The organism is Roseovarius aquimarinus, from assembly GCF_043661195.1.
Lineage (GTDB): Bacteria > Pseudomonadota > Alphaproteobacteria > Rhodobacterales > Rhodobacteraceae > Roseovarius > Roseovarius aquimarinus.
The window spans coordinates 968,810-994,083 of sequence record NZ_JBIHMM010000001.1 but is presented as its reverse complement, the minus strand read 5'-3'; the positions used below and the strand labels follow the sequence as shown (position 1 = coordinate 994,083).

At 67.7% G+C, this 25,274-nt stretch carries 21 protein-coding genes; 12 read left to right on the top strand and 9 right to left on the bottom strand.

Annotated elements, in window-relative coordinates; genetic code table 11:
* Positions 1–75 precede the first annotated feature (75 nt).
* From ACGRVM_RS04690 to ACGRVM_RS04680, 3 genes are all read right to left on the bottom strand, one after another.
* Entirely contained in the window at positions 76–2,250 is a 2,175-nt protein-coding gene (locus ACGRVM_RS04690) for an RNA degradosome polyphosphate kinase (protein ID WP_377168193.1), read from the bottom strand.
* Between the two features lie 80 nt (positions 2,251–2,330).
* The gene (locus tag ACGRVM_RS04685; RefSeq protein ID WP_377168195.1) at positions 2,331–3,026 is read right to left on the bottom strand and encodes a P-loop NTPase family protein; all 696 of its coding nucleotides are present in this window, start codon (positions 3,024–3,026) and stop codon (positions 2,331–2,333) included.
* Positions 3,026–4,093, bottom strand: a complete 1,068-nt coding sequence (locus ACGRVM_RS04680) for an AI-2E family transporter (protein ID WP_377168197.1) — start codon at positions 4,091–4,093, stop codon at positions 3,026–3,028. Before ACGRVM_RS04680 ends, ACGRVM_RS04685 begins: the two co-directional genes overlap by 1 nt.
* A 161-nt stretch (positions 4,094–4,254) precedes the next feature.
* Between ACGRVM_RS04680 and proS the strand changes: the two genes are divergently transcribed.
* The 7 genes from proS (at position 4,255) to ACGRVM_RS04645 (ending at position 12,096) form a co-directional block, all read left to right on the top strand.
* Positions 4,255–5,610, top strand: a complete 1,356-nt coding sequence (gene proS / locus ACGRVM_RS04675; protein ID WP_377168199.1) for a proline--tRNA ligase — start codon at positions 4,255–4,257, stop codon at positions 5,608–5,610.
* A gap of 1 nt (position 5,611) precedes the next feature.
* Positions 5,612–6,115 carry a DUF2937 family protein gene (locus ACGRVM_RS04670; protein WP_377168201.1) on the top strand — a complete coding sequence of 168 codons (504 nt, stop codon included), beginning with the start codon at positions 5,612–5,614 and terminating at the stop codon, positions 6,113–6,115.
* A gap of 92 nt (positions 6,116–6,207) precedes the next feature.
* Positions 6,208–7,458: a lipoprotein-releasing ABC transporter permease subunit gene (locus ACGRVM_RS04665; protein ID WP_377169992.1), complete on the top strand. Its 1,251-nt coding sequence runs from the start codon at positions 6,208–6,210 to the stop codon at positions 7,456–7,458.
* Positions 7,451–8,134 (top strand): ABC transporter ATP-binding protein, encoded by a 684-nt coding sequence (locus tag ACGRVM_RS04660; protein ID WP_377168203.1) that lies wholly within the window; start codon positions 7,451–7,453, stop codon positions 8,132–8,134. The genes ACGRVM_RS04665 and ACGRVM_RS04660 overlap by 8 nt, the downstream gene beginning before the upstream one ends.
* 65 nt (positions 8,135–8,199) lie before the next feature.
* Positions 8,200–9,183 carry an Ldh family oxidoreductase gene (locus ACGRVM_RS04655; RefSeq protein ID WP_377168205.1) on the top strand — a complete coding sequence of 328 codons (984 nt, stop codon included), beginning with the start codon at positions 8,200–8,202 and terminating at the stop codon, positions 9,181–9,183.
* A 63-nt stretch (positions 9,184–9,246) separates the two neighbouring features.
* Positions 9,247–9,654, top strand: a complete 408-nt coding sequence (locus tag ACGRVM_RS04650) for a DUF4864 domain-containing protein (protein ID WP_377168207.1) — start codon at positions 9,247–9,249, stop codon at positions 9,652–9,654.
* Positions 9,655–9,804: 150 nt separating this feature from the next.
* Positions 9,805–12,096, top strand: a complete 2,292-nt coding sequence (locus ACGRVM_RS04645; protein ID WP_377168209.1) for a glycosyl hydrolase family 28-related protein — start codon at positions 9,805–9,807, stop codon at positions 12,094–12,096.
* 57 nt (positions 12,097–12,153) lie between these two features.
* Here ACGRVM_RS04645 and ACGRVM_RS04640 read toward each other — a convergent pair whose 3' ends face one another.
* Positions 12,154–12,717, bottom strand: coding sequence for a cupin domain-containing protein (locus ACGRVM_RS04640; RefSeq protein WP_377168211.1), 564 nt, complete (start codon positions 12,715–12,717; stop codon positions 12,154–12,156).
* 163 nt (positions 12,718–12,880) lie between these two features.
* Here ACGRVM_RS04640 and ACGRVM_RS04635 point away from each other — a divergent pair, with 163 nt between their 5' ends.
* The 3 genes from ACGRVM_RS04635 (at position 12,881) to ACGRVM_RS04625 (ending at position 16,950) form a co-directional block, all read left to right on the top strand.
* Positions 12,881–14,158 (top strand): 4-aminobutyrate--2-oxoglutarate transaminase, encoded by a 1,278-nt coding sequence (locus ACGRVM_RS04635; protein WP_377168213.1) that lies wholly within the window; start codon positions 12,881–12,883, stop codon positions 14,156–14,158.
* Positions 14,159–14,257: 99 nt separating this feature from the next.
* Positions 14,258–15,490: a putative DNA modification/repair radical SAM protein gene (locus tag ACGRVM_RS04630; RefSeq protein WP_377168215.1), complete on the top strand. Its 1,233-nt coding sequence runs from the start codon at positions 14,258–14,260 to the stop codon at positions 15,488–15,490.
* Positions 15,490–16,950 (top strand): UdgX family uracil-DNA binding protein, encoded by a 1,461-nt coding sequence (locus ACGRVM_RS04625; RefSeq protein ID WP_377168217.1) that lies wholly within the window; start codon positions 15,490–15,492, stop codon positions 16,948–16,950. Before ACGRVM_RS04630 ends, ACGRVM_RS04625 begins: the two co-directional genes overlap by 1 nt.
* Here the strand turns inward: ACGRVM_RS04625 and ACGRVM_RS04620 are convergent.
* The 4 genes from ACGRVM_RS04620 to ACGRVM_RS04605 all read right to left on the bottom strand — a co-directional run bounded on the left by ACGRVM_RS04620 (position 16,921) and on the right by ACGRVM_RS04605 (position 21,240).
* A complete protein-coding gene (locus tag ACGRVM_RS04620; RefSeq protein ID WP_377168219.1) occupies positions 16,921–17,520 on the bottom strand; it encodes a flavin reductase family protein in 600 nt (199 codons plus the stop codon). The two genes, ACGRVM_RS04625 and ACGRVM_RS04620, sit on opposite strands and share 30 nt — an antisense overlap.
* A gap of 33 nt (positions 17,521–17,553) precedes the next feature.
* A complete protein-coding gene (locus ACGRVM_RS04615; RefSeq protein WP_377168221.1) occupies positions 17,554–18,414 on the bottom strand; it encodes an ABC transporter permease in 861 nt (286 codons plus the stop codon).
* On the bottom strand, positions 18,407–19,435 hold the full coding sequence (locus tag ACGRVM_RS04610; RefSeq protein WP_377168223.1) for an ABC transporter permease: 1,029 nt from the start codon (positions 19,433–19,435) through the stop codon (positions 18,407–18,409). The genes ACGRVM_RS04615 and ACGRVM_RS04610 overlap by 8 nt, the downstream gene beginning before the upstream one ends.
* 95 nt (positions 19,436–19,530) lie before the next feature.
* On the bottom strand, positions 19,531–21,240 hold the full coding sequence (locus tag ACGRVM_RS04605) for a peptide ABC transporter substrate-binding protein (protein WP_377168225.1): 1,710 nt from the start codon (positions 21,238–21,240) through the stop codon (positions 19,531–19,533).
* Positions 21,241–21,441: 201 nt separating this feature from the next.
* Here ACGRVM_RS04605 and nikE point away from each other — a divergent pair, with 201 nt between their 5' ends.
* Positions 21,442–23,007, top strand: coding sequence for a nickel ABC transporter ATP-binding protein NikE (gene nikE, locus ACGRVM_RS04600; RefSeq protein ID WP_377168227.1), 1,566 nt, complete (start codon positions 21,442–21,444; stop codon positions 23,005–23,007).
* A gap of 66 nt (positions 23,008–23,073) precedes the next feature.
* On the top strand, positions 23,074–24,234 hold the full coding sequence (locus ACGRVM_RS04595; RefSeq protein ID WP_377168229.1) for a M20 aminoacylase family protein: 1,161 nt from the start codon (positions 23,074–23,076) through the stop codon (positions 24,232–24,234).
* Here the strand turns inward: ACGRVM_RS04595 and ACGRVM_RS04590 are convergent.
* The gene (locus ACGRVM_RS04590) at positions 24,231–25,271 is read right to left on the bottom strand and encodes a glycosyltransferase family 4 protein (protein WP_377168231.1); all 1,041 of its coding nucleotides are present in this window, start codon (positions 25,269–25,271) and stop codon (positions 24,231–24,233) included. The two genes, ACGRVM_RS04595 and ACGRVM_RS04590, sit on opposite strands and share 4 nt — an antisense overlap.
* Positions 25,272–25,274: the final 3 nt, after the last annotated feature.

Sequence of the window (25,274 nt, the reverse complement as noted above, 5' to 3'; positions counted from 1 at the left end):
GGCTCTTGTTTCGGTAGGGGCGTTATGTGCCAATGAGGGCGGCCGCGTCAACGTCAAGGCGCGCGCGAAGACGCATCAATCTTCGGCGTGCGTGAGCTGCGGCACATCCGCCGCGCCGGCCGAGCCGCGACCCGACAGCGACGGGTTCTCCATGAAGAAGCGGTGGCAGTTGAACGCGAATTCTCCCTCGGCCGGGGCCGCGCGCAAGAACGCGCCGCTTGGATCCATGACCCAGCTTTGCGCCGTGTCGGCCATGTTAGCGGCCATGACCTGGCTGGTGATCTGCGCTTTCACGGTCGGGTTGTCGATCTCGATCAGGGTCTCCACCCGGCGGTTCATGCTGCGCCCCATCCAGTCGGCGGAGGAGATGAAGACGCGCGCCTTCTTGTGCGGCAGGCCGAAGCCGTTGCCGAAACACACGATGCGGCTGTGTTCGAGAAAGCGGCCCACGATGGATTTCACGCGGATATTGTCGCTGAGGCCCTTCACGCCCGGCCTCAGCCCGCAGATGCCGCGCACGACGAGGCTGATGCGCACGCCCGCCTGGCTTGCGGCATAGAGCGCGTCGATGATGCCCGGCTCGATCAGCGCGTTCATCTTGGCCCATATCTCGGCTGGGCGCCCGGCTTTCGCGTGCTCGATTTCGGCTTCGATCATCTCGAGCAGGCGCGGCTTGAGCGTGATGGGCGAGATGGCGAGATTCTCGAGGTGGTCGGGCTGGGCGTAGCCCGAAAGGTAGTTGAACACCTTGGTCGCATCGCGCCCGAGCGCGGTGTTGCAGGTGAAGAAGGACAGATCGGTATAGATCCGCGCCGTGATCGGGTGGTAATTGCCGGTCCCGTAATGCGTGTAGGTGACGAGATTGTCGCCCTCGCGGCGCACGACGGTGCTGATCTTGGCGTGGGTCTTGAGATCGAGAAAGCCGTAGACCACATGCGCGCCCGCGCGCTCGAGGCGGCGGGACTGCCGGATGTTCGCGGCCTCGTCGAAACGCGCCTTGAGCTCGACGAGTGCAGTGACGGACTTGCCGTTCTCGGCGGCTTCGCAAAGCGCCTCGACGATGGGCGAGAGGTTCGATGTGCGGTAGAGCGTTTGCTTGATCGCCACGACGTCGGGATCGTTCGCCGCCTGCGCCAGGAAGCGCACGACCATGTCGAACGTCTCGTAGGGATGGTGCAGCAGCATGTCCTTCTGGCGGATCGCGGCGAACATGTCGCCGTCGAAATCCTGCACACGCTCGGGCACGCGGGGCGAGAAGCTGGGCCAGAGCAGATCGGGCCGCGCATCGAGCACCAGCTCCTTGAGGTCGGCAAGGCCGATCATGCCATCCACGTCCACAACCTCGTCGCGGGTGACGTGCAATTCCTCCATGACGAGCTGTTGCAGCGCCTCGGGCGCGCCGACCGAGATGTTCATGCGCACCACTTCACCCCTGCGGCGCCGCTTGAGCGCGACCTCGAACTCGCGCACGAGATCCTCGGCCTCTTCCTCGACTTCGAGATCGCTGTCGCGCAGAACGCGGAAGGCGCAATGCCCCTTGTATTTGTAGCCCGGGAAAAGCGAGTGCAGATGCAGCAGCAGCACTTCCTCGAGCGGCAGGAACCGATGCGCGCCGTCCTCGGCGGGCAGCGACACGAAGCGGTCGATCTGCTGAGGGATCGGCAGAAGCGCCTGAAGCGGGCGTTTGTCGCGCGTGCGGATGAGGTTCAGCGCAAGCGAATAGCCGAGATTGGGAATGAACGGAAAGGGATGCGCGGGGTCGATCGCGAGGGGCGACAAGACCGGAAACACCTTGTTCAGGAAAACATCGTCGAGATAGGTACGATCGGCCTCGGTCAGGTTCTCGGGCCGCATGATGGTGATGTTCTCGCCCGCGAGCTCGTCGCGGAGCTGCTGGAAGCAAAGCTGCTGCGCGCCGAGTAGGCGGCGGGCATTCTCGTTGATGAGCACGAGCTGTTCGGCGGGCGTCAGCCCGTCGGCGGCGGGCGTGGTGTTCCCGGCGCGGGCCAGTTCGCGCAGGCCCGCGACGCGCACGTTGTAGAACTCGTCGAGGTTTGTGGCCGAGATCGACAGGAAGCGCAGCCGCTCGAGCAGGGGCACGCGCGGGTTCTGCGCCTCTTCCAGCACACGCCAGTTGAAGCCGAGCCAGCTGAGCTCTCGGTTATAGAAGCGGCCCGGCCCCGTGGGATCGAGATCGGGAAGGTCCTGCGCGGGCGGGAAGGGGGAGGAAAGAAAGTCGGCGATGCTCATGATCTGCGAGATAACGTCCTGATATGACGGGAATGTGACGATGTGCCCGGCGCCCGTGCCGATTTGCCCCGAGTCTGGTCTCAGAGCCCGAGTTTGTCCAGCGCCTCGGCGGCGAGGGCGCGGGTGACGGGGCGGCGGCGCTCGAGCGCGAGCCGGTCGATCGCTTCGACCACGCGGCCGGCATCGCCGAAGGCGCGCGGCATGCGGCGCACGAGGTAGGGGATCGTTCCGGGCGTGGGCAGGATCTGCCGGTCGCCCATCTGCTTCATGAGGACGGCGGCAAGAAGCTCGTCATCGGGCTCCTTGAGCGTGCAGGTGGGGGTTGCCTGCATGCGGCTGGCCAGATCGGGCAGGACGAGCGGCCAGTGATTGGGCGCCGCGCGCGCGGTGATGAGGAGCGAATTGCCCTCGGCCAGCGCGAGGTTGTGCAGATGGAAGAACGCTTCCTCGGCGGCGCGGTCCCCGGCGATGGTGTCGGCGCCCTCGATGGCGACATGGCCCGCCGCAAGCGCGGGGATATCGGCGCCGGGAAGCTCCCGCGCCGGCAGGATCCGCGCGCCGCACAGATCGCGCCAGACATGCACGAGATGCGTCTTGCCCGAGCCGGGAGGGCCGTTCAGCGCCAGCTTGCGCGCGGGCCAGTCCTGCCACCCCTCGATCAGGGCGACGGCGGTGGCGTTGGCGGAGGAGACGTAGAAATCGTCTCGTCCCTGTGCGGGCATCGAGACGAGATCCAGACTGAGCTGCCGGGGTGGGGCGACGGGACGGCGCGCCATCAGGGCCCGTCTTGGTCCACGGATCCGCGGTAAAGCTGGCTGTGTTTGTACTGGCCGATCGCGAACCGCGCGAGAACGCCGATCGCCGCGGCCACCGGGACCGCGATCAGCATGCCGACGAAGCCGAAGAGCGCGCCGAAGACCGACAGCGCGAAGATGAGCCACACGGGGTGCAGGCCGATGGAGCTGCCGACGAGCTTGGGCGTCAGGACATTGCCCTCGATCGTCTGGCCCAGCACGAAGATCGCTGCCACGAGTCCGATCTGAATCCAGTCGCCCCAGAATTGGAAGAGCGCGAGGCCGATGGCGAGCACGCCGCCCACCAGCGCGCCGACATAGGGAATGAAGGTCAGAAGGCCCGCCGCGAATCCGACCACGAGGCCGAATTGCAGCCCCGCCAGCATCAGCGCCACCGCGTAATAGGTGCCGAGGATCAGGCAGACCGTCCCCATGCCGCGGATGAAGCCCGACATCGTCTTGTCGATCTCGCTCGCGAGGTAGCGGATCACCGGCGCATGCTCTCGCGGGAGCAGATCGTCGATGCGCGCCACCATGCGGTCCCAGTCATAAAGCAGGTAGACGGCCACGACCGGAACCACGACGAAGAGCACGGCGATGCTGATGAGCGAGGAGACCGAGCCGAGGAGCGTCTCGAGCATCTGGCCGCCGCGCTCCTTGATCGTGTCGCCGATGGCGGTGAGCGACTGGCGCAATGCGCTGTCGGCATCCGCCAGCTCGGGGAAATGCCGCGTCACGAATTCCTGAAGCTTGCGCGAGAGCTCCGGCGCGCTTTCGACGAGGGCGGTGGCCTGATTGCTGAGCGTCGGGACCACCACGAGGACGGTCGCCACGAAGATCAGGATGCCGAGAACCGTGATGACCGCGACCGACAGCGCACGGCTGAGGCCGACGCTTTCGAGGCGGTCGGCCAGCGGATCGAGGAAATAGGCGACGGCGGCGCCGATCAGGAAGGGCAGGATCACGTCTCCGAGCGCCCAAAGCACGACAAAGAAGACCGCCGCGGCGATCCCCCAGTATTTCAGCTGCGTCGCGACGGGCAGGGCCATGATGTCCTTTCTGGATACCGTCTCTATGTCGCCCAAGCGGCGGGCGCTTTCAAGGGCGTGATTGCGCCCGGCCCGGGCAGGGGCCGCAGGCTGCGCTTGCCCGCGCGCGCGCTGGGCCGTAAACGGGGGCAAGATCATTGCACCCTCCGAGAGGACCCTTCATGCGCCTGTCCCGCTATTTCCTGCCCGTTCTGAAAGAGACGCCTTCCGAGGCGCAAATCGTCTCGCACCGCCTGATGCTGCGCGCGGGCATGATCAAGCAGGCCGGGGCGGGGATCTATTCCTGGCTGCCGATGGGCTTCAAGGTGCTGCGCAAGCTCGAGAACATCGTGCACGAGGAGCAGGTGCGCGCGGGCCATATCCCGATGCTGATGCCGACGCTGCAATCGGCGGACCTCTGGACCGAAAGCGGGCGCTATGATGCTTACGGGCCGGAAATGCTGAGGATCAAGGATCGGCAGGGGCGCGATCTGCTCTACGGGCCGACCAACGAGGAGATGGTCACCGACATCTTCCGCAGCCATGTGGGCAGCTACAAGGACCTGCCGCTGACGCTCTATCACATCCAGTGGAAGTTCCGCGACGAGATCCGTCCGCGCTTCGGCGTGATGCGCGGCCGCGAGTTCTACATGAAGGACGGCTACAACTTCGATCTGACGCGCGAGGATGCGCTGCATTCCTACAACCGCCATCTGGTCAGCTACTTGCGCACCTACGAACGGATGGGCCTTCAGGCGATCCCGATGCGCGCGGATTCGGGGCCGATCGGCGGCGATGACACGCATGAATTCCTCGTGCTGGCCGAGACCGGCGAGAGCGAGGTTTTCTATGACAGCGAGATCACCGATCTGAAATTCGGCGATCGCGAGGTGGATTACGACAGCCACGAGGCCTGCCGCGCGGTGCTCGAGGAATTCACCAGCCGCTATGCGCGCACCGACGAGACGCATGACGAGGCGCTCTTCAATGCCATCCCCGAGGAACGCCGCCGCACCGCGCGCGGGATCGAAGTGGGGCAGATCTTCTATTTCGGCACCAAGTATTCCGACGCCATGGGCGCCAATGTGCAGGGGCCGGACGGCAGATCCGTGCCGGTCCATATGGGCAGCCACGGCATCGGCGTGAGCCGCCTCGTCGGCGCGATCATCGAGGCGAGCCATGACGACAAGGGCATCATCTGGCCCGAGGGCGTGACGCCCTTCCACGCCGGGATCGTGAACCTCAAGCAGGGCGATGCCGAGGCGGATGCGGCCTGCGACGCGCTCTATCAGGGCATGGTCGCGCTGGGCCTCGATCCGCTTTACGACGACCGCGACGAGCGGGCGGGCGGCAAGTTCGCGACGATGGACCTCATCGGTTTGCCGTGGCGCATCACGGTCGGGCCGCGCGGCCTCAAGAACGGCGTGGTCGAGCTGACCAGCCGCCGCACCGGCGAGAGCGAGGAGATGCCGCCCGAGGCGGCGCTCGAGCGTCTGGCGCAGATCTATGCGGATCACCGCGTGACCTCGCCGCTCTGACATGCTGGGGCGGGCCCTGACGCTGGCGGGCGGGATCGCCGGAGCGGCGGGGCTGTCGCAGTTTCCGGAGTTCTCGCAGCAATACGTGCAGCGATTGGGCGGCGCGGTGGACGAGCTGAGCCGCTTCGTGGCCGAGTTCGATGCCGATGCCGCCGCGCTGGGCCTGGGCCGCGCCGCCGCGCTGGAAGATCTGGCCGAGGGAAGCGCGATGGGAGCCAAGCGGGCCGAGACGATGGGCCGTGTGATCGTCCGGCACGAGCGCCTTTCGGCCGATCTGAGGGTGCTCCGGGATGCGGGGCCGTTCACCCGTGCCTACCGGATGCGCAGTTTCGCCGATCCCGAAATCGCCGGGGCGGCATGGGAGGCATTCGAGCCGGCATTGCCGCTCACGCCGGCGGGCGGCATCTTCGCTGGCACGGGGTTCGCGGCGGGCATGGCGGTCAGCGGCGCGTTTCTCGCGCTGTTGCGCGCGCCCTTTCGCCGGCGCCGGGCCCGCGCGGCTTGACGCGGTGCGGCCCCCGGCGCAAGTTGCGGCGGATTTGACCCGGAGGACGTCCATTGGCTGGCAAGACCGCCCCTTTCGCCCCCTATGAATGGATGATCGCGTGGCGCTATCTGCGCGCCAAACGCGCCGAGGGCGGCGTGAGCGTGATGACATGGATTTCGCTGATCGGCATCACGCTCGCGGTGCTGGCACTCATCGCGACACTGGCTGTCCGCGCGGGCTTCCGCGCGGAATTCGTCGATACGATCCTCGGCTCGAACGCGCATGTCACCGTCTATGACGCGGGCGAGGTCGATGCGGTCTCGGGCCGGATAGACCGGATGATCGAGGAGTACCCCGCCATGGCCGAGCGCGTGCGCGCGGTGCCGGGCGTGACGCGCGTGGCGCCCCTCGTCAAGGGTCAGGTCATGGCCAACGCGCGCGACCGGAACGCGGGCGTCGAGGTTTTCGGCATCAGCCTCGAGGATCTGAAGGGCATTCCGCGCATCGCCGATCCCGAAACGGGGCAGGGCGATATCGAGCGCTTCGGCGAGGGGATCGCCATCGGCTCGGGCGTGGCGCGCGAATTGGGCGTGGGCGTGGGCGACCGGGTCAAGATCATCTCGCCGGGCGGGGTCAAGACCGCCTTCGGCACCACGCCGCGCGTCAATGCCTATCACGTGGCATATATCTTCACCGCCGGGCGCTGGGACATCGACCGCACGCGCGTCTACATGCCTTTCGAGGAGGCGCAATCCTACTTCAACCGCGAGGGCGCGGCGGACGAGCTCGAGGTGATGGTCGAGGACCCGGAGAATGTGGGCGATCTGGCCGTGCCGCTGATGCAGGCGGCGGGCGAGCGCGCGCTCCTCTGGACGTGGAAGGACCAGTCGGGCGGGTTCCTGCGCGCGCTCGAGGTTGAGGACAACGTGATGTTCATCATCCTGTCGATTCTCGTGCTGATCGCGGCGATGAACATCACGAGCGGTCTCATCATGCTGGTCAAGAACAAGGGCCGCGATATCGGCATCCTGCGCACGATGGGCCTGACCGAGGGCGCGGTGCTGCGGGTCTTCTTCATCTGCGGGGCCTTCACGGGGATCATCGGCACGGCGATGGGCGTGATCCTCGGCTGCCTCTTCGCCATCTATATCGATCCGCTCTTCGCCTTCGTGAATTGGGCGATGGGGGGCGAGATCTGGGATCCGTCGGTGCGCGGCATCTATTACCTGCCGGCCAAGCTGCAATTCGAGGACGTGATGTCGGCGGTCGCGCTGTCGCTGTCGCTGTCGTTCATCGTGACCATCTTTCCCGCGCGCCGCGCCGCGCGGATGAACCCGGTGGAGGCATTGCGCTATGAGTGATCCCGTGCTGCGCCTCAAGGGCATCGAGAAGATCTACAACCGCGGCACGGAGGCTGAAATCGCGGTGCTGCGGGGCGCCGATCTCGATCTGGCGCGCGGCGAGATCGCGGCGCTGGTCGCGCCGTCGGGCGCGGGCAAGTCGACGCTGCTGCATATCGCAGGCCTTCTCGACACGGCCGATGCGGGCGAGGTGTCGATCGGCGGCGAGGTAATGACCGGCCTCGGCGACCGGCGGCGCACCATCGCGCGGCGGCGCGACGTGGGCTTCGTCTACCAGTTCCATCACCTGCTGCCGGAGTTTTCGGCGCTCGAAAACATCGTCCTGCCGCAACTTGCCGACGGTGTTCCGCGCGCCGAGGCGAATGCCCGCGCGCAGGAATTGCTCGATCATGTCGGCATCGGCGCGCGCGCGTCGCATCGCCCCTCCGCCATGTCGGGCGGCGAGCAGCAGCGCGTCGCCTTCTGCCGGGCGCTGGCGAACAAGCCGCGCCTTCTTCTGGCGGACGAGCCGACCGGGAACCTCGATCCCGCGACCTCGGATCAGGTCTTCGCCGCGCTTCTGGGGCTGGTGCGCGAGACGGGTCTCTCGGCGCTGATCGCGACGCATAATCTGGAGCTTGCGGCGCGGATGGACCGTGTCCTCAGGCTCGAGCATGGACGCCTCGTGCCCGGCTAGGCGTCTGCGCGATTGACGCGGGCAGGCTGGCGGCGCAAAAGGCGGCACAATCCAAGGAGCCTGCCATGCCCGTCATCGAGACCCGCGAAATCGAAGCCCTCTCCAAGACCGCCCTCATGCGCCACGGCGCCGAAGAGTGGATCGCCGCCAGCGTGGCCGATGCCATCCGCGAAGCGGAGGCGACAGGCAACCGGATCTGCGGGCTCTATTACCTCGAAAGCTATTGCCAGCAGCTCGAGACCGGGCGGGTCAAGGGTGGGGCGGTGCCGGGCGTCACGCGCCCGCGCCCCGGCTCGGTCCGCGTCGATGCGCGTTTCGGCTTCGCGCAGGCGGCCTTCGAGAAAGCGTTGCCCGAAGCCATCGCGGCCTGCCGCGAGAACGGCACCGCCTCGCTGGCCGTCTGCCATGCGCATACCTGCACATCGCTCGGCTATTTCACCGGGCAGATCGCGCGCGCCGGGCTGATCGGGCTGGGCCTCACGAATGCGACGCCCATCGTCGCGCCGCCGGGCGGCAGCACGCGCGTCATCGGCACCAACCCGATCGCCTTCTCGGTGCCGGACGGGGAGGGCGGTATCGCCATGCAGTTCGACCAGTCGACCACGACCGTCGCGCTCGGCAAGATCACGATGGCCAAGGCGGCGGGCGAGGCGATCCCCGAGGGCTGGGCCGTCGACAAGGATGGCAACCCCACGACCGACCCCGAGGCCGCGCTCGGCGGCTCGCTCGTCAGCATGGGCGGCTACAAGGGGTGGGGTTTCGGGCTCATGGCGGAGCTGCTGGCGGCGGGTCTGACCGGCGGGCTCGCCAGTCAGGACGTCAAGCCGCTGAAAGCGCCCGAGGGCGCGCCCCATGATCTGGGCCAGTTCTACCTGCTGATCGATCCGGGCATGTCAGAGCATTTCGCCGCGCGCCTGGCCCGCGTGGCCGAGGGCGTTGCCGCCAACGAGGGTGCGCGCATGCCGGGGCAGGGCCGCCGGGAGGCGACGAGCGTCGAGGTGCCGGACGCGCTCTGGTCGCAGCTTCGGGCGCTGGCCGGGCAGGCCTGACGCGCGTGTGATTTGCCTGATGTGACTGGCGGCGTATCGTGCCTTTCATAGGGAGGTACGATCATGAAGCATTTTCTCATGGCGCTCTGCGCCGCCGCCGCACTCGCTCTGGCCCCGCCCGCCCGTGCACAGGAAGAGCCGATCCGCGCCGTCATCGAAGCGCAGATCGAGGCGTTCGAGGCCGATGATTTCGACACGGCATTCACCTATGCCAGCCCCACGATCCAGGGCATGTTCGGCAATGCGCGCAATTTCGGCGCGATGGTCAAGGGCGGCTATCCGATGGTCTGGCGCCCGGACAATCTGCGTTTTCTCGCACTCGAGGAGCGGGGCGGGCGTCTTTATCAGGACGTGATGGTGCGCGATCTGGAAGGCGCGCTGCACATCCTCGAATATCAGATGCAGGAAGGCGAAAACGGCTGGAAGATCAACGGTGTGACGATCCGGCGCGCCACCGAGGGCACCGCCTGAACGCCGCGCCATCGTCACGGTGCCCCCAGAGGCCGTTAACCTCTGCTCGCTAATCCCCTGAGCCGACCGGGCGCGCCCGGCTTGGCCTCAATAGTGACATCCGCCGCCGCGCGCCCGCGCGGCATCCCGGATGCGGAAGGGATTAGCATCATGAACAAGGCAGTTACCGAGGGCATCGTCTTCATGCCGCCCAGCTTTGCGGACGGCCTGGGCGTCTGGTCGAGCGGGGACGGCACGCCGGGCTCGGACACCTATCTGAACGCGCCGGGCGCGGCCTTCGTGCCCGCCGATCAGGATTTCGGCCCCGCGCTCGAGCTGCAGAAGGCGCAGGCGGTTCAGCGGCTGCGCTTCACGGGCCAGACGCCGATCCTGCCGGGCTGCTATCTGCGGATCACCGCGCGCATCAAGGCCCTCTCGGGCAACCTGCCGACGGTGCGCATCGCCGGGCGCCCGAGCCGCGCGGGCGGTGCAGAACTGACCGGCGTCACCGCAATCGGCCCCGGCAAGGCCCTCGCGCAATACGGGCGCGTGACCGAAGTCAGCGCCATCGTCGGCACCGGCCAGAGGCCCGGCGTCGACATGGCATGGGGGCCGGAGGCCGCCTACGGCCATTTCGGCCTCGATCTGACCGGCGGCAACGGCGGCATCGTGCGCATCGACGATCTGGTGATCGAGGACGTCACCTCGATCTTCCTGCGCGATCTGATCGACGTCGTCGATGTGCGCGATTTCGGCGCGCTCGGCGACGGCGTGCATGACGACGCCCCCGCCTTCGAGGCCGCCGATGCCGCCGCCGCGGGGCGCGACGTTCTTGTGCCGGACGGCACCTACCGGCTGGGCGGCAGCGTGACGATGCAATCCTCGGTGCGCTTCGACGGGACGGTCACGATGGCGCGCGAGCATATCCTGTCGCTCACCCGCAACTACAACCTGCCGGCCTATATCGACGCCTTCGGCGACGAGGAAGAGGGGTTCCGCAAGGCATTTCAGGCGCTTCTGAACAATGTGGGGCACGAGTCGCTCGACATGCAGGGGCGCATCATCTCGCTGTCGGGTCCGATCGACATGGCCGCCGCCGTGCCCGACAAGAAGAGCTATTCCCAGCGCCGCCTCATCAAGAACGGACAATTCTCGGCGCTCGACCGCGCGGCGTGGATGGACGAGGTAATCACGTCGCGCGCGACCTATTCGCCCAGCGACAGTCTGCGCCTGACCGGCGTGGTCAATGTGGCAAGCATCCCGGTCGGGGCGGTCGTCGAAGGCAATGGCGTGGGGCGCGAGGTCTATGTCTCGGGCGTCGATGTGGCGGCGCAGACCGTGCGGCTGAGCCAGCAGCTCTACGACGCGGCGGGCACGCAGGTCTTCACCTTCCGGCGCTTCAAATACATGCTCGATTTCAGCGGGTTCGAGAAGCTCAGCAAGTTCAGCCTGTCGAATATCGAGTTTCAGGCGGGCGGAGATTGCAGTTGCGTGATGCTGCCCCAAGCGGGCACCGGGTTTCACTTCCGCGACTGTTTCTTCACACGGCCCAAGGATCGCGGCATTTCGAGCCTCGCGGTCGGCGATCAGGGCATGATCGTGGATCGCTGTCAGTTCCTGTCGGACGAAGGCGACGCGCTTGTCGCGGATCGCAAGGCCATCGCGATCAACGCCAATGCCAACGACGTCAAGCTGCGCGACAACCGCGTGGTGCGCTTTCGCCATTTCGCGCTTCTGGCGGGATCGAGCAACATCGTCTCGGGCAATCACTGGTTTCAGGGCGACGAATCGAACGACGGCACGCGCACCGCAGGCCTCATCCTGACGCGCACGAATTGCCGCACCACGGTGAATTCGAACTATGTCGACAATTGCTTCATCGAATGGAGCAACGAGCATGACAGCGCGCCCGCATTCTCGAGCGAATTCTCCTTCAGCGCGCTCAACATGGTCGACAACGTGTTCCTGGCCGGCAACGTCGCGCCCTGGTTCACCTTCCTGGTGGTCAAGCCGCATGGCGCGGGCCATTTCCTCAATGGAGTGAATGTGAGCGGCAACTCCTTCCGCATCATCGACGATCCCATCGAGCGGATCGAGCGGATCGACACGACCTTCGCCGATCTCGACTACAACCGGATCAAGAACATCGCCTTCGCCGACAACACCTTCGGCAATATCGAGCATCCGGTCTCCAGCCCGCTTCTCGTCGAGTTCGAGCAGCCATCGGCGCAGGCGACATGGACGATCGAAGCGGGCGAGAGCCTGCCCTTCGGCGCCTTCGCGCAGACGGTGACATCGGTCATCCCCGCCGGTCCCTTGCGCAACGCGAGCGGCGCGATCGTCCATGTCGCGCCCTATTACGAGGCCAAGCAGGGGCCCGAGAGCAACTGGGTGCGCCTGCAATTCGGCCAGCCGGTGCGCGGAACCGTGACGCTGACGATGCGGATCGACGATCCGTTCTGAGACCGCGCCGATGCGGTGAGCGACAAGGGCAGGCCCGCGGGCCTGCCCTTTTTTCCATCAGAACGTCGGTGGGGTGCAGGCGCTGATGATCTGGCAAGGCTCGGGGCCGACCTGGCGGAAGCGGTGGGGATTGCGGCTGTCGAAATAATAGGCGTCGCCCGGCCCCAATACCTTGCGCTGATCGCCCACCGTCACCTCGACGCGGCCCTTGACGACGATGCCGCCTTCCTCGGCCTCGTGGCCGATCATGGTGCGCCCGGTATCGGCGCCGATCTCGTAGGTCTCGGAGAGGATCATCATCGCGCGGCCATAGAGCGTGGTGCCGATCTGGCGCAGCGAGACGCCGTTCTTGCCGATCTCGGTCAACTCCTCGGCGGCGTAGAAGACCTTGCGCTCGGCCTCGGGCTGATAGGCGAAGAATTCCGACAGCGCGATTGGGATACCTTCGAGAATGCGTTTGAGCGCCGACACCGAAGGGTTCATCTTGCCCGCCTCGATCAAGGAGATGGTCGAGTTGGGCACGCCCGTCTTTTTCGCCAGCGCCCGCTGCGACAGCCCCGCTTGCGCGCGCACCGCCTTGAGCCTCGGGCCGAGTTCCAGATCGCCGCGCGGGTCCGCCATGTTTGCTGTCCTGAACAGTTTTACATTGCTGACATATAAATCAATGACTTGCTTCGCACAAGAAACAGACTTTTGAGCGGTGCGAAAACGGCGTATCCACAGGGCCGAGCCCGATTGCGCGAATCCGCATCGGATCCGTCACATTTTCTCGAAAGGATGCGTCATGTTGAACGCCGATATCGCAAAACGCCGCACCGGCGCCATTTCGCAGGGCGTGGGCATGATGACCCAGGTCTATGCCGACAATGCCAAGAACGCCGAAGTCTGGGATGTCGAGGGCAACCGCTACATCGATTTCGCCGCCGGCATCGCCGTGGTCAATACCGGCCATTGCCACCCCAAGGTCATGCAGGCCGTGGCCGACCAGGCCGCGAAGTTCACGCATACCTGCCATCAGGTGCTCCCCTACGAGAGCTACATTCGCCTCGCCGAGCGTCTGAACGAGAAGGTGCCGGGCGACTTCGAGAAGAAGACCGTCTTCGTCACGACCGGCGCCGAGGCCGTCGAGAACGCGATCAAGGTCGCGCGCATCCATACCGGCCGCTCGGCCGTGATCGCCTTCGGCGGCGCCTTCCACGGCCGGACCTTCATGGGCATGTCGCTGACCGGCAAGGTTGCGCCCTACAAGAAGGGCTTCGGCGCGATGATGCCTGACGTCTTTCACATCCCGTTCCCGATCGACCTGCATGGTGTCTCGACCGAGGACGCGATGGCGTCGATCCAGAAGCTCTTCAAGGCCGATCTCGACCCCGAGCGCGTCGCGGCCATCATCATCGAGCCGGTGCAGGGCGAGGGCGGCTTCTACCCGGCGCCCGCCGAGCTGATGCGCGGTCTGCGCAAGCTCTGCGACGAGCATGGCATCGTCATGATCGCGGACGAGGTGCAGACCGGCTTCGCGCGCACCGGCAATCTCTTCGCAATGGAAGGCTACGGCATCGCCGCGGACATCACCACGATGGCCAAGGGCCTTGCGGGCGGTCTGCCGCTGGCCGCGCTCACGGGCCGCGCCGAGATCATGGATGCGGCGCATCCGGGCGGTCTGGGCGGCACCTATGGCGGCAACCCGCTCGGCATCGCGGCGTCGAACGCCGTGCTCGATGTGATCGAGGAGGAAGACCTCTGCAACCGCGCGAACGAGCTCGGCTCCCGGCTCAAGCAGCGCCTTGAGTCGATCCGCTCGACCACGCCCGAGATGGTGGATGTGCGCGGCCCCGGCTTCATGGTCGCGGCGGAGTTCAACCTGCCCGATGGCAGCGCGCCCAATCCCGACATGACGAACCGCATCCGTATGGAAGCGCTCAAGCGCGGCCTGATCCTGCTGACCTGCGGCGTCTATGGCAACGTGATCCGCTTTCTCGCGCCGATCACCATCCAGGACGAGGTCTTTGCCGAGGCGATGGACATTCTCGAGGAATCGATTGCGGCGGCCCGCGCGGCCTGAGCGGAATTCATCCGAAAAGATGCGGGGGGCGTGCCACAGGCGCGCCCCTTTCGTTTTGCCGCACTTGCCGGAGAGGCGGGGAGAACATATAAAGAACGCATGACTCGCCAAACCCTCGACGAAAAGCTCGCGATCCTGTCGGACGCCGCCAAATACGACGCCTCCTGCGCGTCGTCCGGCGGCACCAAGCGCAATGCGCGGGGCGGCGGGCTCGGCTCGAACACGGGCGCCGGGATCTGCCACAGCTATGCGCCCGATGGGCGCTGCATCAGCCTGCTCAAGATCCTGATGACCAATTTCTGCATCTATGATTGCAGCTATTGCATCAACCGCGTGTCCTCGAACGTGCCGCGCGCGCGGTTTTCCGTCGATGAGGTCGTCAAGCTGACCGTTGAGTTCTATCGCCGCAACTATATCGAAGGGCTGTTCCTGTCTTCGGGTGTCATCCGCTCGCCCGATGCGACCATGTCCGACATGGTGCAGATCGCCCGCAAGCTGCGTCATGAGGAGCATTTCAAGGGCTACATCCATCTCAAGACCATCCCCGACGCCGCGCCCGAGCTGATCGCCGAAGCGGGTCTTCTGTCGGATCGCCTCTCGATCAATGTCGAGCTGCCGACCGATGCCGCGGTCCAAACCTATGCGCCCGAGAAGAACCCCGGCCAGATCCGCCGCGCCATGGCCGATGTGCGCCAGCGGCGCGAGGCGGCAAAGGATCGCAGCCACACCGGAAAGCGCCCGCCGAAATTCGCGCCCGCCGGGCAATCGACGCAAGTGATCATCGGTGCCGACGGCTCGACCGATGCGACCATTCTCGGGCAATCCACTCGGCTTTATTCGGGGTACGGCCTGCGCCGCGTCTACTATTCCGCCTTCTCGCCCATCCCCGACAGCTCCGCCAAGCTGCCGCTCATCAGCCCGCCCCTTCAGCGCGAGCATCGCCTCTATCAGGCCGACTGGCTCCTGCGCTTCTACGGGTTCGATGTGGACGAGATCACGTCGGTCACGCCGGACGGCAACCTCGATCTCGCCATTGACCCCAAGCTCGCCTGGGCGCTTCAGCATCGCGGGCTTTTCCCGCTCGACGTGAACCGCGCCAGCCGCGAATTGCTGCTGCGTGTGCCGGGCTTCGGCGTCAAGACGGTGAACCGGATCCTGACGACGCGGCGCTATCGCCATCTTCGCTACGAGGATATCGCGCGCATGGGCGCGTCGATGAAGAAGGCGGGGGCCTTCGTGACGGCGGGCGGCTGGACGCCGGGGGCCCTGACCGACAGCGCCGGTCTGCGCGCGCGTTTCGCGCCCCCGCCCGAGCAGATGAGCCTTTTCTGATGCGGCAGGTCACGGTGCCGCTGATCGGGGCCGCCGGGATATGGCGCGATGCGGCGCGCGGCCTTCTGGCCGAGGGCGTGCCGCCGCGGGATGTGCTCTGGAACGCCGAAGGGCAGGGGGATGCGCCCGATCTTTTCGGCGGCGAGGCTCAGGCCCCTAGGGGCGGCGAGGCGATCACCGTGCCGCGCAGCTTCGTCGCGATGGCGAATTCGGTATGTTTCCACAGCGATCCGCAGCGATTTGCGCGGCTCTACGCCTTCCTCTGGCGGCTGCGGGGCGCGCCGCATCTCATGTCAGACCGCGCCGATCCCGAGCTTGCCAAGCTGCGCGCCATGGAAAAGGCGGTGCATCGCTGCCGCCACAAGATGCGCGCCTTCGTGCGTTTTCGGGAAATCGGAGATGCGCGTTCAAATCGCCGCAGCTTCGCCGCCTGGTTCGAGCCGACGCATTACACGCTCGAGATGAACACCGCCTTTTTCCGCGACCGTTTCGCCGATATGGACTGGCGGATCGTCACGCCCGATGTGACGGCCGTCTATGACGGCGCATCGGTGCGGCTCGAGCCGGGGCAGCCCGCGCCGAAACTGCCCGAGGATGCGAGCGAGGAGCTTTGGCTCACCTATTTTCGCAACATCTTCAACCCGGCGCGGCTCAAGATCAGCGCGATGACGTCGGAAATGCCGCGCAAATATTGGAAAAACCTGCCCGAGGCGGCGGCGATCCCTGAGCTGATCAACAGTGCCCCGGCCCGCGCCCGCGCGATGGCCGAGGCCGCGCCGACGCTGCCACCGATCCGCGCCGCCCGTGCGCAGGCGCAGCTTGCCGCGCATAAATCCGCGTGGGTCGATACCGGCGCGGGGCTCGAAGCCGAAATTCGCGCCTGCACGCGCTGCCCGCTTCATTGCAATGCGACGCAAGCCGTGTGCGGCGAGGGGCCCGAACGCGCGCGTCTGATGATCGTGGGCGAGCAGCCGGGCGATCAGGAGGATTTGGCCGGGCGGCCCTTCGTCGGACCTGCGGGGCAGCTCTTCACCCGCGTCGCCGAAGAGGCGGGCCTCGATCGCGGCGCGGCGTATCTGACCAACGCGGTCAAGCATTTCAAGCATATCCCGCGCGGGCGGCGGCGCATCCACCAGCGCCCCGATGCGGGCGAGGTCGAGCGCTGCAAATGGTGGCTCGATGCCGAGATCGCGCGAACGCAGCCCCGGCTCATCCTTGCGATGGGGGCGACGGCGGCGCTCGCGCTCACCGGCTCGGGCGCGGGTATCACGGCGCGGCGCGGGCGGATCGAGCGGGGGCTTGCGGGCCATGACGTTCTGCTGACGCTGCACCCGTCCTACCTTCTGCGCCTTCAGGACGACGCGGCGCGCGCCCGCGCCACGGCCGATTTCCGCAGCGATCTGGCGCAGGCCGCCGCCATCGCGGGCGCCTCAATCACTGGGGCGGCCCAGCTCCCATGAGGCGGTGACGGTCGTGTAGTCGCGGTAGCCCATCCTTGCGATGGGCCGCGCACCCACCGTGTCGAACCGCCCGTTCACGATGAATTCCTCGCGGATATGCGTCTGCACCACCTCACCCAGCACCATGTAGCGGTCGAGCAACGTGCCGTGCCGGTCGCGCAACTGGATCACGTCGAGCGTCACGCATTCGAGTGCTGCGGGGCTCGCCGCAACGAAGGGCGTGCGGATAATCTGCGGGCGGCCCTGCTCCAGCCCCGCCGTCTCGAACTCGCTGACGCCCGAAGGCTCGGGCGCGGAGCTTTTGTTCATCTCGTCCTTCAGCGCTTCGGTGGCGAGCGAGAAAGTGAACTCGCCCTGCTCGCGCGCATACATGGCGGAATGCTTGGCCCCCTCGCTCGAGAACATGACCATATCGGGGTCCGAGCCGATGGCGTTGAAGAAGGAGTAGGGGGCGAGGTTCGGCAGCCCTCCGGGATCGAGCGTTCCGATCCAGCCGATGGGGCGGGGGGTGATGATCGCCTTCAGCGGGTTGTGCTTGAGTATCTCGGGCCGCTCGCTGCCGTAATGCATGCCTGTCTCCTCGGGGGTTGCGTTGCGCGGACCTTAGACCATGTGCCGCGCTTGTCGAGCCGCGCGCCGCCCGCCGCTGGCCATATCGCGCAGCCCGTCCCCCATCAGCGTCGCCGCCAGCGCCACCGCGCTGATGAGCGCGCCGGGCCAGAGCGCGCGGCCCGGATGGCTGCCGAGATGCGGCGTGCCCTCATGCAGAAGGCGGCCCCAGCTTGCGATATCGGAGGGAAAACCGAGGCCGAGAAAGCTGAGCGCGCTCTCCATCAAGATCGCCGACGCGACGCCGAGCGCGGCCGCGACGCCGAGACTGCCCGCGATGGCGGGCAGGATATGCCGCCCGATCATCTGCGGCAGGCGCGTGCCGGTGCTGCGCGCCGCGCGGATCATGTCGCTTTGCGACAGGCCGCGCACCTCGCCGCGCAGGATGCGCGCGGGCGCCATCCAGGAGGTCAGCCCGATCAACCCGGCGACGAGGATGAAGAGCCCCGCCTCAGCGCCGAACCGCGCGGCGAGCGGCGCGCGAAAGAGCGTGGCCGCTATGAGCAATAGCGGCAGGACCGGCAGCGACAGGAAGAGGTCCGTGAGCCGCATGAGCGGCGCGTCGAGCCTGCGCGACAGGCCCGCCGCGATGCCGACGCCCGCGCCGACCAACAGCGCCACCGCCATCGCCGCAAATCCCGTCGCCAGCGATAGCCGCCCGCCCGCCATGAGCCGGGCCAGCATGTCGCGCCCGAGCTGATCGGTTCCGAGCGGATGCGCGAGGCTCGCGCCTGCATTGCGGGCGGCGAGGTCCATCTCGCTTGGGCCGAGCGGCCAGAGGAGCGGCCCCGCCAGCACGAAAAGCACGATGGCGCCCATCAGGCCCCCGCCCGCGTATGTGCCCCGATCACGCATTGCGCGGCGCCGTCTCCGGGGCGGCGAGGCGCGGGTCGATCCAGCCCAGCACGATGTCCGAGGCGAGGTTGGCCAGAACGATGGCGAGCGCGGCGAGGGCGGCGATGGTCTGCACCGTCGGCAGATCGGCCTGGCGCAGGGAGGTGACCAGAAGCTGTCCGACGCCGTTCACGCCGAAGATCGCTTCGGTGATGATCGCGCCGGCGAAGATCTGCGGCGCGCCGAGCGCGATGACCGGCACGACCGGCACGAGCGAATTGCGGAGCGCGCGGTGCCAGATCACGCGCCGCTCGGGCAGGCCGTGGGCGCGGGCAGCGCGGATGTGATCGCGCTCGAGCGTGTCCAGCATCGCCGCGCGCATGTAGCGTGTGATCTGCGCGGTCGTCTGAAGGCTCAGCACCGCGATGGGCAGGATCATCTGCCGCATCTGCGCGCCGAAGCTCGCCCAATCCGTCACATCGAGCGTCGTGTCGTAGACCGTGGGCGTCCAACCGAGCGAGATGCCGAAGACATAGATGAGCACCGCCGCCGTGAAGAAGGGCGGCAGCGCATAGCCCAGGGAAGCCACCACGGCGCCCGCCCGGTCGAGCGCGCCGCGGCGCCGGCGGGCCGATGCGACCCCCAGCCAGATCGCGGCGAGCGTTCCGATCAGGTAGGCGCCGCCCATGACCGCCAATGTCTGCGGCAGGCGCTGCGCGATCAACGCCATCACCGGCCCACGCGTCTGCCAGCTTAGGATGCGCGCCTCGCCTGCGGCGAGGCTGGTGCCGAGCAGGGCGTCGATCGCGACCGCCGGCTCGATCAGGAGCATCTGCTCGAGCCAGAGGGCGAAGCGCAGGGGCGCCGCTTGGCCCAGCCCCAGCGCCTCGCGCATGGCCTCCCGCACCTCGGCGGGGATCGTCGCGGGCAGCTCGGCCATGGGATCGCCCGGCGCCGCCTCGAGCAGCGCGAAGATCGCCGCCCAGATCACGAGTAGCGTCGGCAGGGCGATGGCGATGCGGGCGAGGGTGCGGGATCGCATGTTGGTCGCGGGCCTCGGGCGTAGGTGAGCGCCGCCGCAAGGGCGGCCTTGACCGTCAGACTAGGCCGTGCGGCGCCGGGGGCGCAATGCGGCTCTCACTCGGGCAGGCGGTGCCATTCGGCGATGTTCCACAGCTCGCTGTCCCAGGCGTTGATGCGCACGCCCCCCAGCGAATTGGCATGGGCCGAGACGCGCCCGCGATCGACCAGCGGCACGACCACATATTGCTGCACCAGCATGTCGTTCAGCGTGCGCGCCAGCGCCGCGCGATCCATCGCGCCCGCCGTGCCGCTCAGCCGCTCGAGCAGCGCGTCATAGGCCGGATCGCACCACGCGCCGACGTTCTGCCCGCTCCAGCCGTTTTCGGCGGTGGGGGCGCTGTCGCAGGACCAGCCGGACAGATAGGCCTCTGGATCGGGGCTGTCAGAGGCGCCGGCATACATCTGGATATCGGCGTTGAACTTCTGGAGCGTGTCGGGGCTGGCCGCATCATTGCCGAAGAAGACCGAGGCATCGACGGCGCGCAGCTCGGTCTTCGCGCCGATCTGGCCCCACCATTCCTTGGCGAGCGCCTGAAAATCCTGCCGCACCGCATTGGTCGAGGTCTGGAACACGAATTCGAGCTCCGTATCGCCGCGCTCGCGCACGCCGTCGCCATCCGCGTCGATCCAGCCCGAGCCGTCGAGGAGCGCGCGCGCACCTTCGATATCCTGCTGTGCGCAGCCTTCGTTCGCATCGGACGCATAGAGCGGCGGGCCGGGAAGGATGTTGCAGGCGACGCGGCCCGTCTTGCCGTAGCCGATCTCGGCCATGAGACCCCGGTCGAGCGCGAGGGTCAGCGCGCGCCGCACCGAAACATCGGCGAGCGCGGCATTGGGGGCGGGCGCGGCATCGCTCGGAGCGGCCTCGGGCTCGCGCAGGTTGAAGGCCAGCCGCTCGACCAGCGTCGAAAAGGCGGCGACGACCTGACCGCGCCCGCTCGCTTCCATGCGTCCCAGGATTTCGGGCGAAAGCTGAAGGTTCCAGGCGTAGTCGAACTCGCCCGTCTCGAGCACGGCGCGCCCGGCCGCCATCGCATCGCCCCCGCCTTTCAGCAGCACCTCGGCGAAGGCGGGCTGGCCCGGGGCGCGGAAGGCGTCGTTGGCGACGAGGCGCGCCGCATCGCCGGGGCGGAACTCTGTGACCTTGAAGGGCCCCGTGCCGATGGGCGCGAAATTCTGCGCGGTGCACCCGGGCGCTTTCGGGCCCATGCAATCGGCGAATTGCGCGGCCTGCAGGATCGGCGTCTGCGGGCCGACGAAAGCGGCATAGGGATAGGGCTTGGCCTCGGTGAAATGGAGGATCGCCGTCGCCGCGTCCGGGGTCTCGATCCGGTCGATATCGCGGAATTTCGCGGCCTGCGCGCATCCGCTGCCGGGCGCGGTGCAATAGGCATGCGTGAAGGCGATATCGGCGGAGGTGACGGGGCTGCCGTCCGACCACACGAGGCCCGGCTTCAACTCCCAGCGGATACTGCGCATGTCTTCGGAGACGCCGCCATTCTCGTAGCTCGGGATTTCGGCGGCGAGCCAGGGGATCATCTCGCCTTCGGGCGACAGACGCGCCAGCGGCTCGAGCATGAGCGAAGCGGCCTCCACATCCTTGATGCCGCCGGAAAGATAGGGGTTGAGCGTCGATGGCGCCTGCCAGTACAGCAGCCGCACCATGCCGTCCCTGCCGCGCTCCTCAGCCTCCGCCATGCCGGCGGCGCCGAGCGTGGCCGCGCAGAAAACCAGGCCTACCGATGCGGCAAGCTTCGCGATCATCGCGTCATCCTTCCCCAAGTAGCGACGCGGATCGCACCGCCTAATCAAATGTTTACTATCATTAGATCGGAGGGGAACAGGGCGGATACGGGATTTTCTCGAAAGATAGTGGAAAATCGAGAGGGCTTGCGCGTATGACGCGAATGGTTGCTGCCGGGTGCGCGGCAAAGGGAAAATCTCGGCGGCAAGGAAAGGACACGGGTGTCACTTCTCGACCTCAGCGATCTTTCGGTTCTCCATCGCGGCGCGGTTGCGCGTGCGGTGGACGGCGCGAGCATCCGCCTCGGGCCGGGCGAGTCGCTGAGCCTGATCGGCGCATCGGGCGCGGGCAAGACGGCGCTCGTCTCATCGCTCCTCGGCCTCTTGCCTAAGGCCGACATTGCTGGCCGCGCGCTCTGGCATGGCGGCGCGGGCGGGCCGGTGGACCTGCTCTCCCTACCGCCGCGCGACTTGAGGGCGCTTTGCGGGCGCGAGATCGGCATGGTCTTTCAGGATCCCGCGACGGCCCTCGATCCGGTGATGCGCATCGGCGCGCAGATCACCGAGCCGATGCGCCTCCATCTTGGGCTGGACGCGCGCGCGGCGCGGGCGCGGGTACTGGACCTGCTTGGCCGCATAGGGTTTCCCGACGCGGCTGCCGCCTTCGATGCCTATCCGCACCAACTCTCGGGCGGGATGCGACAGCGCGCGTCGATTGCGGCCGCGCTGGCCGCGTCCCCGCGCCTCCTGATCGCGGACGAGCCGGTGAGCGCGCTCGATGCGCCGCTGCGGGCCGGCATTCTCGATCTGCTGGACGAGTTGCGGCGCGAGACGGGCATGGCGCTGATCTGCGTCACGCATGACATGGACGTGGTGCGGCGCCTCGGGGGGCGGGCCGCGGTGATGGAGGCGGGGCGCATCGTCGAGGAGGGCGCCGTGCGCGATATCCTCGATGCGCCGCGCCATCCGGCGACACGCGCGTTGATCGCGGCCACGGCGCTCGACACCGCGCCGGATGGACCCGGAAAGGCCGCGCCCCTTTTACGCATCGACGGGCTGAGCGTGCGTTACGGCGCGGGGCCGCTGGCGGTTTCCGGGACCGATTTGGTGCTGGGCCGTGGCGAGACCCTCGCGCTGGTGGGCGCGTCGGGCAGTGGCAAATCGACGCTGGCACGCGCGGCGCTGGGGCTCGAGCGCGCCGCCGAAGGCCGTGTTCTGCTGGACGGCGTCGATATGGCGCGAGCCGGCGGGCGGCAGATGCGCGCGCTGCGCGCCCGCATCCAGATGGTGTTTCAGGACCCCGTAACCTCGCTCGATCCGCGCCGGAGCCTCGGCCGTCAGGTGGGCGATCCCTTGCGCAACTATGGCCGCGCGGCGGGGCGCGATGTGATCGCGGAGCTTTTTGCGCAGGTGGGCCTTCCCGCCGATCTGATGGACCGCCTGCCGCGCGAGGTTTCGGGCGGGCAGCGCCAGCGGGCGGCGATCGCGCGGGCGCTGGCGCTCGGGCCGGATATCCTGGTGGTGGACGAGGGGCTTTCGGCGCTCGACAGCGTGCAGGCGGCGGGGATCCTCGCGCTTTTGCGGCGCCTTCAGGCCACGCGGGGCCTCGCGCTCTTGATGATCACGCATGATATCCGTGTGGCCCGCGCGGCGGCGCATCGCATCGCCGTGATGGAGGCGGGCCGCATCGTCGAGGAGGCGCCGACGCGCGCGCTGCTCGCGGCACCAAGCCATCCGGCGAGCGCCGCGCTGCTGGGCGCCCATGTCGCGCCGCCCGAGCGCGTTTAGCCTCTTTACGGCGCCCGCCTTGCGGTTCATCCTTGCGCGGCTGCCTGCCCGCGCAAGGAGACACCCATGCCCATCACGAACCGTTTCGCCGAGACCCATGCCGAAATCACCGCATGGCGCCGCGACATCCATGCGCATCCCGAACTCATGTTCGACACGCATCGCACCAGCGCGCTGGTCGAACAGAAGCTGCGCGATTTCGGCTGCGACGAGGTGGTGACCGGGCTGGGCCGCACGGGCGTCGTGGGTGTCATCAAGGGCCGCGCGAGTGCTTCGGGCAAGGTTGTGGGGCTGCGCGCCGATATGGACGCGCTTCCGATCGTCGAGACGACCGGCGCGCCTTACGCCAGCACCGTGCCGGGCGCGATGCATGCCTGCGGGCATGACGGGCATACGGCCATGCTGCTCGGCGCCGCGCAATATCTGGCCGAGACGCGCAATTTCGACGGCACGGCCATCGTCATCTTCCAGCCCGCCGAAGAGGGCGGCGGCGGCGCCGCCGTGATGTGCGAGGACGGGCTGATGGAGCGGTTCGGCATTCAGGAAGTCTACGGCATGCACAATTGGCCCGGCGTGCCCGCTGGCAGCTTCGCGATCCGGCCCGGCGGCTTCTTCGCGTCGACGGACGAGTTCGAGATCACGCTGACCGGGCGCGGCAGCCACGCCGCCAAGCCGCATGAGGGGGTCGATCCAATCGTCATGTCGGCGCAGCTCGTCACGATGCTCCAGACCGTGGCCAGCCGCAACGCCGATCCGACCGAGCAGCTCGTCGTCTCGGTCACCTCGATCGAGTCGTCCACCAAGGCGCTCAACGTCATTCCCGGCTCGGTGCATGTGAAAGGCACGGTGCGCAGCCTCAATCCCGAGATGCGCGCCCTTGCCGAAACGCGCATCCGGGAGATCTGCGCCCATCTCGGCGGCGCGATGGGCGGCGAGGTCGCGCTCGATTTCCGCGCGGGCTATCCGGTGATGGTCAATCACCCCGCCCAGACCGATTTCGCCGCGGAGGTGGCGCGCGAGATCACGGGCGATTGCGCCGAGGCGCCGCTGGTCATGGGGGGCGAGGATTTCGCCTACATGCTCGAGGAGCGCCCGGGCGCCTATATCCTTGTCGGCAACGGGCCGACGGCGGCGGTGCATAATTCGGATTACGATTTCAACGACGAGATCATTCCCGCCGGGTGCAGCTGGTGGGCCGGTATCGTCGAGCGGCGCATGCCCGCCTAACGCGCGCCGCGCCAGATCATGTCATAGACCGCGCCGATCCCGTCCGCCTCGCCCTCGATGCTGAAGCGCGTCTCTGCGGCGCGGCGCGCGGCATCGCCCATCGCGGCGTGGCGCGCGGGATCGCCCAGAAGCGCGTCGAGCGCCTCCGCCGCCTCGGCGGGGCCTGCGACGATCAGGCCCGCGCGGGCATCGTCGCTGAAATCGCGGTAATAGCCCGCATCGGTCGCAACGAAGGGCACACCGCTCGCCATCCCTTCGAGCGGGGCCATGCCGTAGCCTTCATAGACCGGCATCTGCACCACCGCCGAGAGGCCGCGCATCAGCGCGGGCAGCGCATCGGGTGCGATCTCGCCCGGAAATAGGATGCGCCCGCCGAGCCCCGCATCGGCTATCCGCGCCTTCAACCCATCGAGAAACGCGCCGTCGCCGCGCCCCGCGCGGCCCAGCACGAGCGCGGTGACATCCGGCTTGTTCGGCAGCAGGCGCAGCATCGCCTCGACAAAGCGGTCGGTGCCCTTCTCGGGGCGGATGCGCCCGATCGTGGCGATGCCCCGCGCACCGGGATAGCCCGTTGCGCGCCACGCCGCGGCGCGGTCTTCGGCGGGGGTGAAGACGGCGCAATCGACGCCGTGCGGGACGACGGCGCGCACATGCGGAACGAACCCCGCCGCCGCCTCGGTCGTGGCGATCACCGCGTCCATGCGCGAGATGAGCCAGCGCGGCAGGGCCGAATGCCGGCGCTGCGCGGCGGAGGTAAAGACGATGCGGATCGGCAGGCGCAGCACATCGCGCGCCCAGAGCGCGGCGCGCATTTCGGTATTGCGGCGCACATGCCAGATCGCGACATCGCGGCCCTCGGGCGCGCGGCGGGTGAGGCGGCGCGCCTCCGAGACGCTGATGGGGGTGGGGCAGCCGGGCAGGGGCCGGCCCGCCAGCGCCAGATCGTAGCGCGGCACCTGCGCGCGGATCACGCCCGCCGCCGTGGCGGAGACGCCCGTGAAATTGCGGTTGAAATTGGTGACGATCAGCTCGGTCACGGT

What these genes read in the sequence shown, in the direction of transcription:
- ACGRVM_RS04630 (WP_377168215.1), top strand. Translation starts at nt 14,258, where the DNA reads ATGACTCGCCAAACCCTCGACGAAAAGCTCGCGATCCTGTCGGACGCC.
- ACGRVM_RS04635 (WP_377168213.1), top strand. Translation starts at nt 12,881, where the DNA reads ATGTTGAACGCCGATATCGCAAAACGCCGCACCGGCGCCATTTCGCAG.
- ACGRVM_RS04640 (WP_377168211.1), bottom strand. Translation starts at nt 12,717, where the DNA reads ATGGCGGACCCGCGCGGCGATCTGGAACTCGGCCCGAGGCTCAAGGCG.
- ACGRVM_RS04615 (WP_377168221.1), bottom strand. Translation starts at nt 18,414, where the DNA reads ATGCGTGATCGGGGCACATACGCGGGCGGGGGCCTGATGGGCGCCATC.
- ACGRVM_RS04595 (WP_377168229.1), top strand. Translation starts at nt 23,074, where the DNA reads ATGCCCATCACGAACCGTTTCGCCGAGACCCATGCCGAAATCACCGCA.
- ACGRVM_RS04680 (WP_377168197.1), bottom strand. Translation starts at nt 4,093, where the DNA reads ATGGCCCTGCCCGTCGCGACGCAGCTGAAATACTGGGGGATCGCCGCG.
- ACGRVM_RS04655 (WP_377168205.1), top strand. Translation starts at nt 8,200, where the DNA reads ATGCCCGTCATCGAGACCCGCGAAATCGAAGCCCTCTCCAAGACCGCC.
- ACGRVM_RS04665 (WP_377169992.1), top strand. Translation starts at nt 6,208, where the DNA reads ATGATCGCGTGGCGCTATCTGCGCGCCAAACGCGCCGAGGGCGGCGTG.
- ACGRVM_RS04605 (WP_377168225.1), bottom strand. Translation starts at nt 21,240, where the DNA reads ATGATCGCGAAGCTTGCCGCATCGGTAGGCCTGGTTTTCTGCGCGGCC.
- ACGRVM_RS04660 (WP_377168203.1), top strand. Translation starts at nt 7,451, where the DNA reads ATGAGTGATCCCGTGCTGCGCCTCAAGGGCATCGAGAAGATCTACAAC.
- ACGRVM_RS04650 (WP_377168207.1), top strand. Translation starts at nt 9,247, where the DNA reads ATGAAGCATTTTCTCATGGCGCTCTGCGCCGCCGCCGCACTCGCTCTG.
- ACGRVM_RS04610 (WP_377168223.1), bottom strand. Translation starts at nt 19,435, where the DNA reads ATGCGATCCCGCACCCTCGCCCGCATCGCCATCGCCCTGCCGACGCTA.
- ACGRVM_RS04620 (WP_377168219.1), bottom strand. Translation starts at nt 17,520, where the DNA reads ATGCATTACGGCAGCGAGCGGCCCGAGATACTCAAGCACAACCCGCTG.
- proS (WP_377168199.1), top strand. Translation starts at nt 4,255, where the DNA reads ATGCGCCTGTCCCGCTATTTCCTGCCCGTTCTGAAAGAGACGCCTTCC.
- ACGRVM_RS04690 (WP_377168193.1), bottom strand. Translation starts at nt 2,250, where the DNA reads ATGAGCATCGCCGACTTTCTTTCCTCCCCCTTCCCGCCCGCGCAGGAC.
- ACGRVM_RS04645 (WP_377168209.1), top strand. Translation starts at nt 9,805, where the DNA reads ATGAACAAGGCAGTTACCGAGGGCATCGTCTTCATGCCGCCCAGCTTT.
- ACGRVM_RS04625 (WP_377168217.1), top strand. Translation starts at nt 15,490, where the DNA reads ATGCGGCAGGTCACGGTGCCGCTGATCGGGGCCGCCGGGATATGGCGC.
- ACGRVM_RS04685 (WP_377168195.1), bottom strand. Translation starts at nt 3,026, where the DNA reads ATGGCGCGCCGTCCCGTCGCCCCACCCCGGCAGCTCAGTCTGGATCTC.
- ACGRVM_RS04670 (WP_377168201.1), top strand. Translation starts at nt 5,612, where the DNA reads ATGCTGGGGCGGGCCCTGACGCTGGCGGGCGGGATCGCCGGAGCGGCG.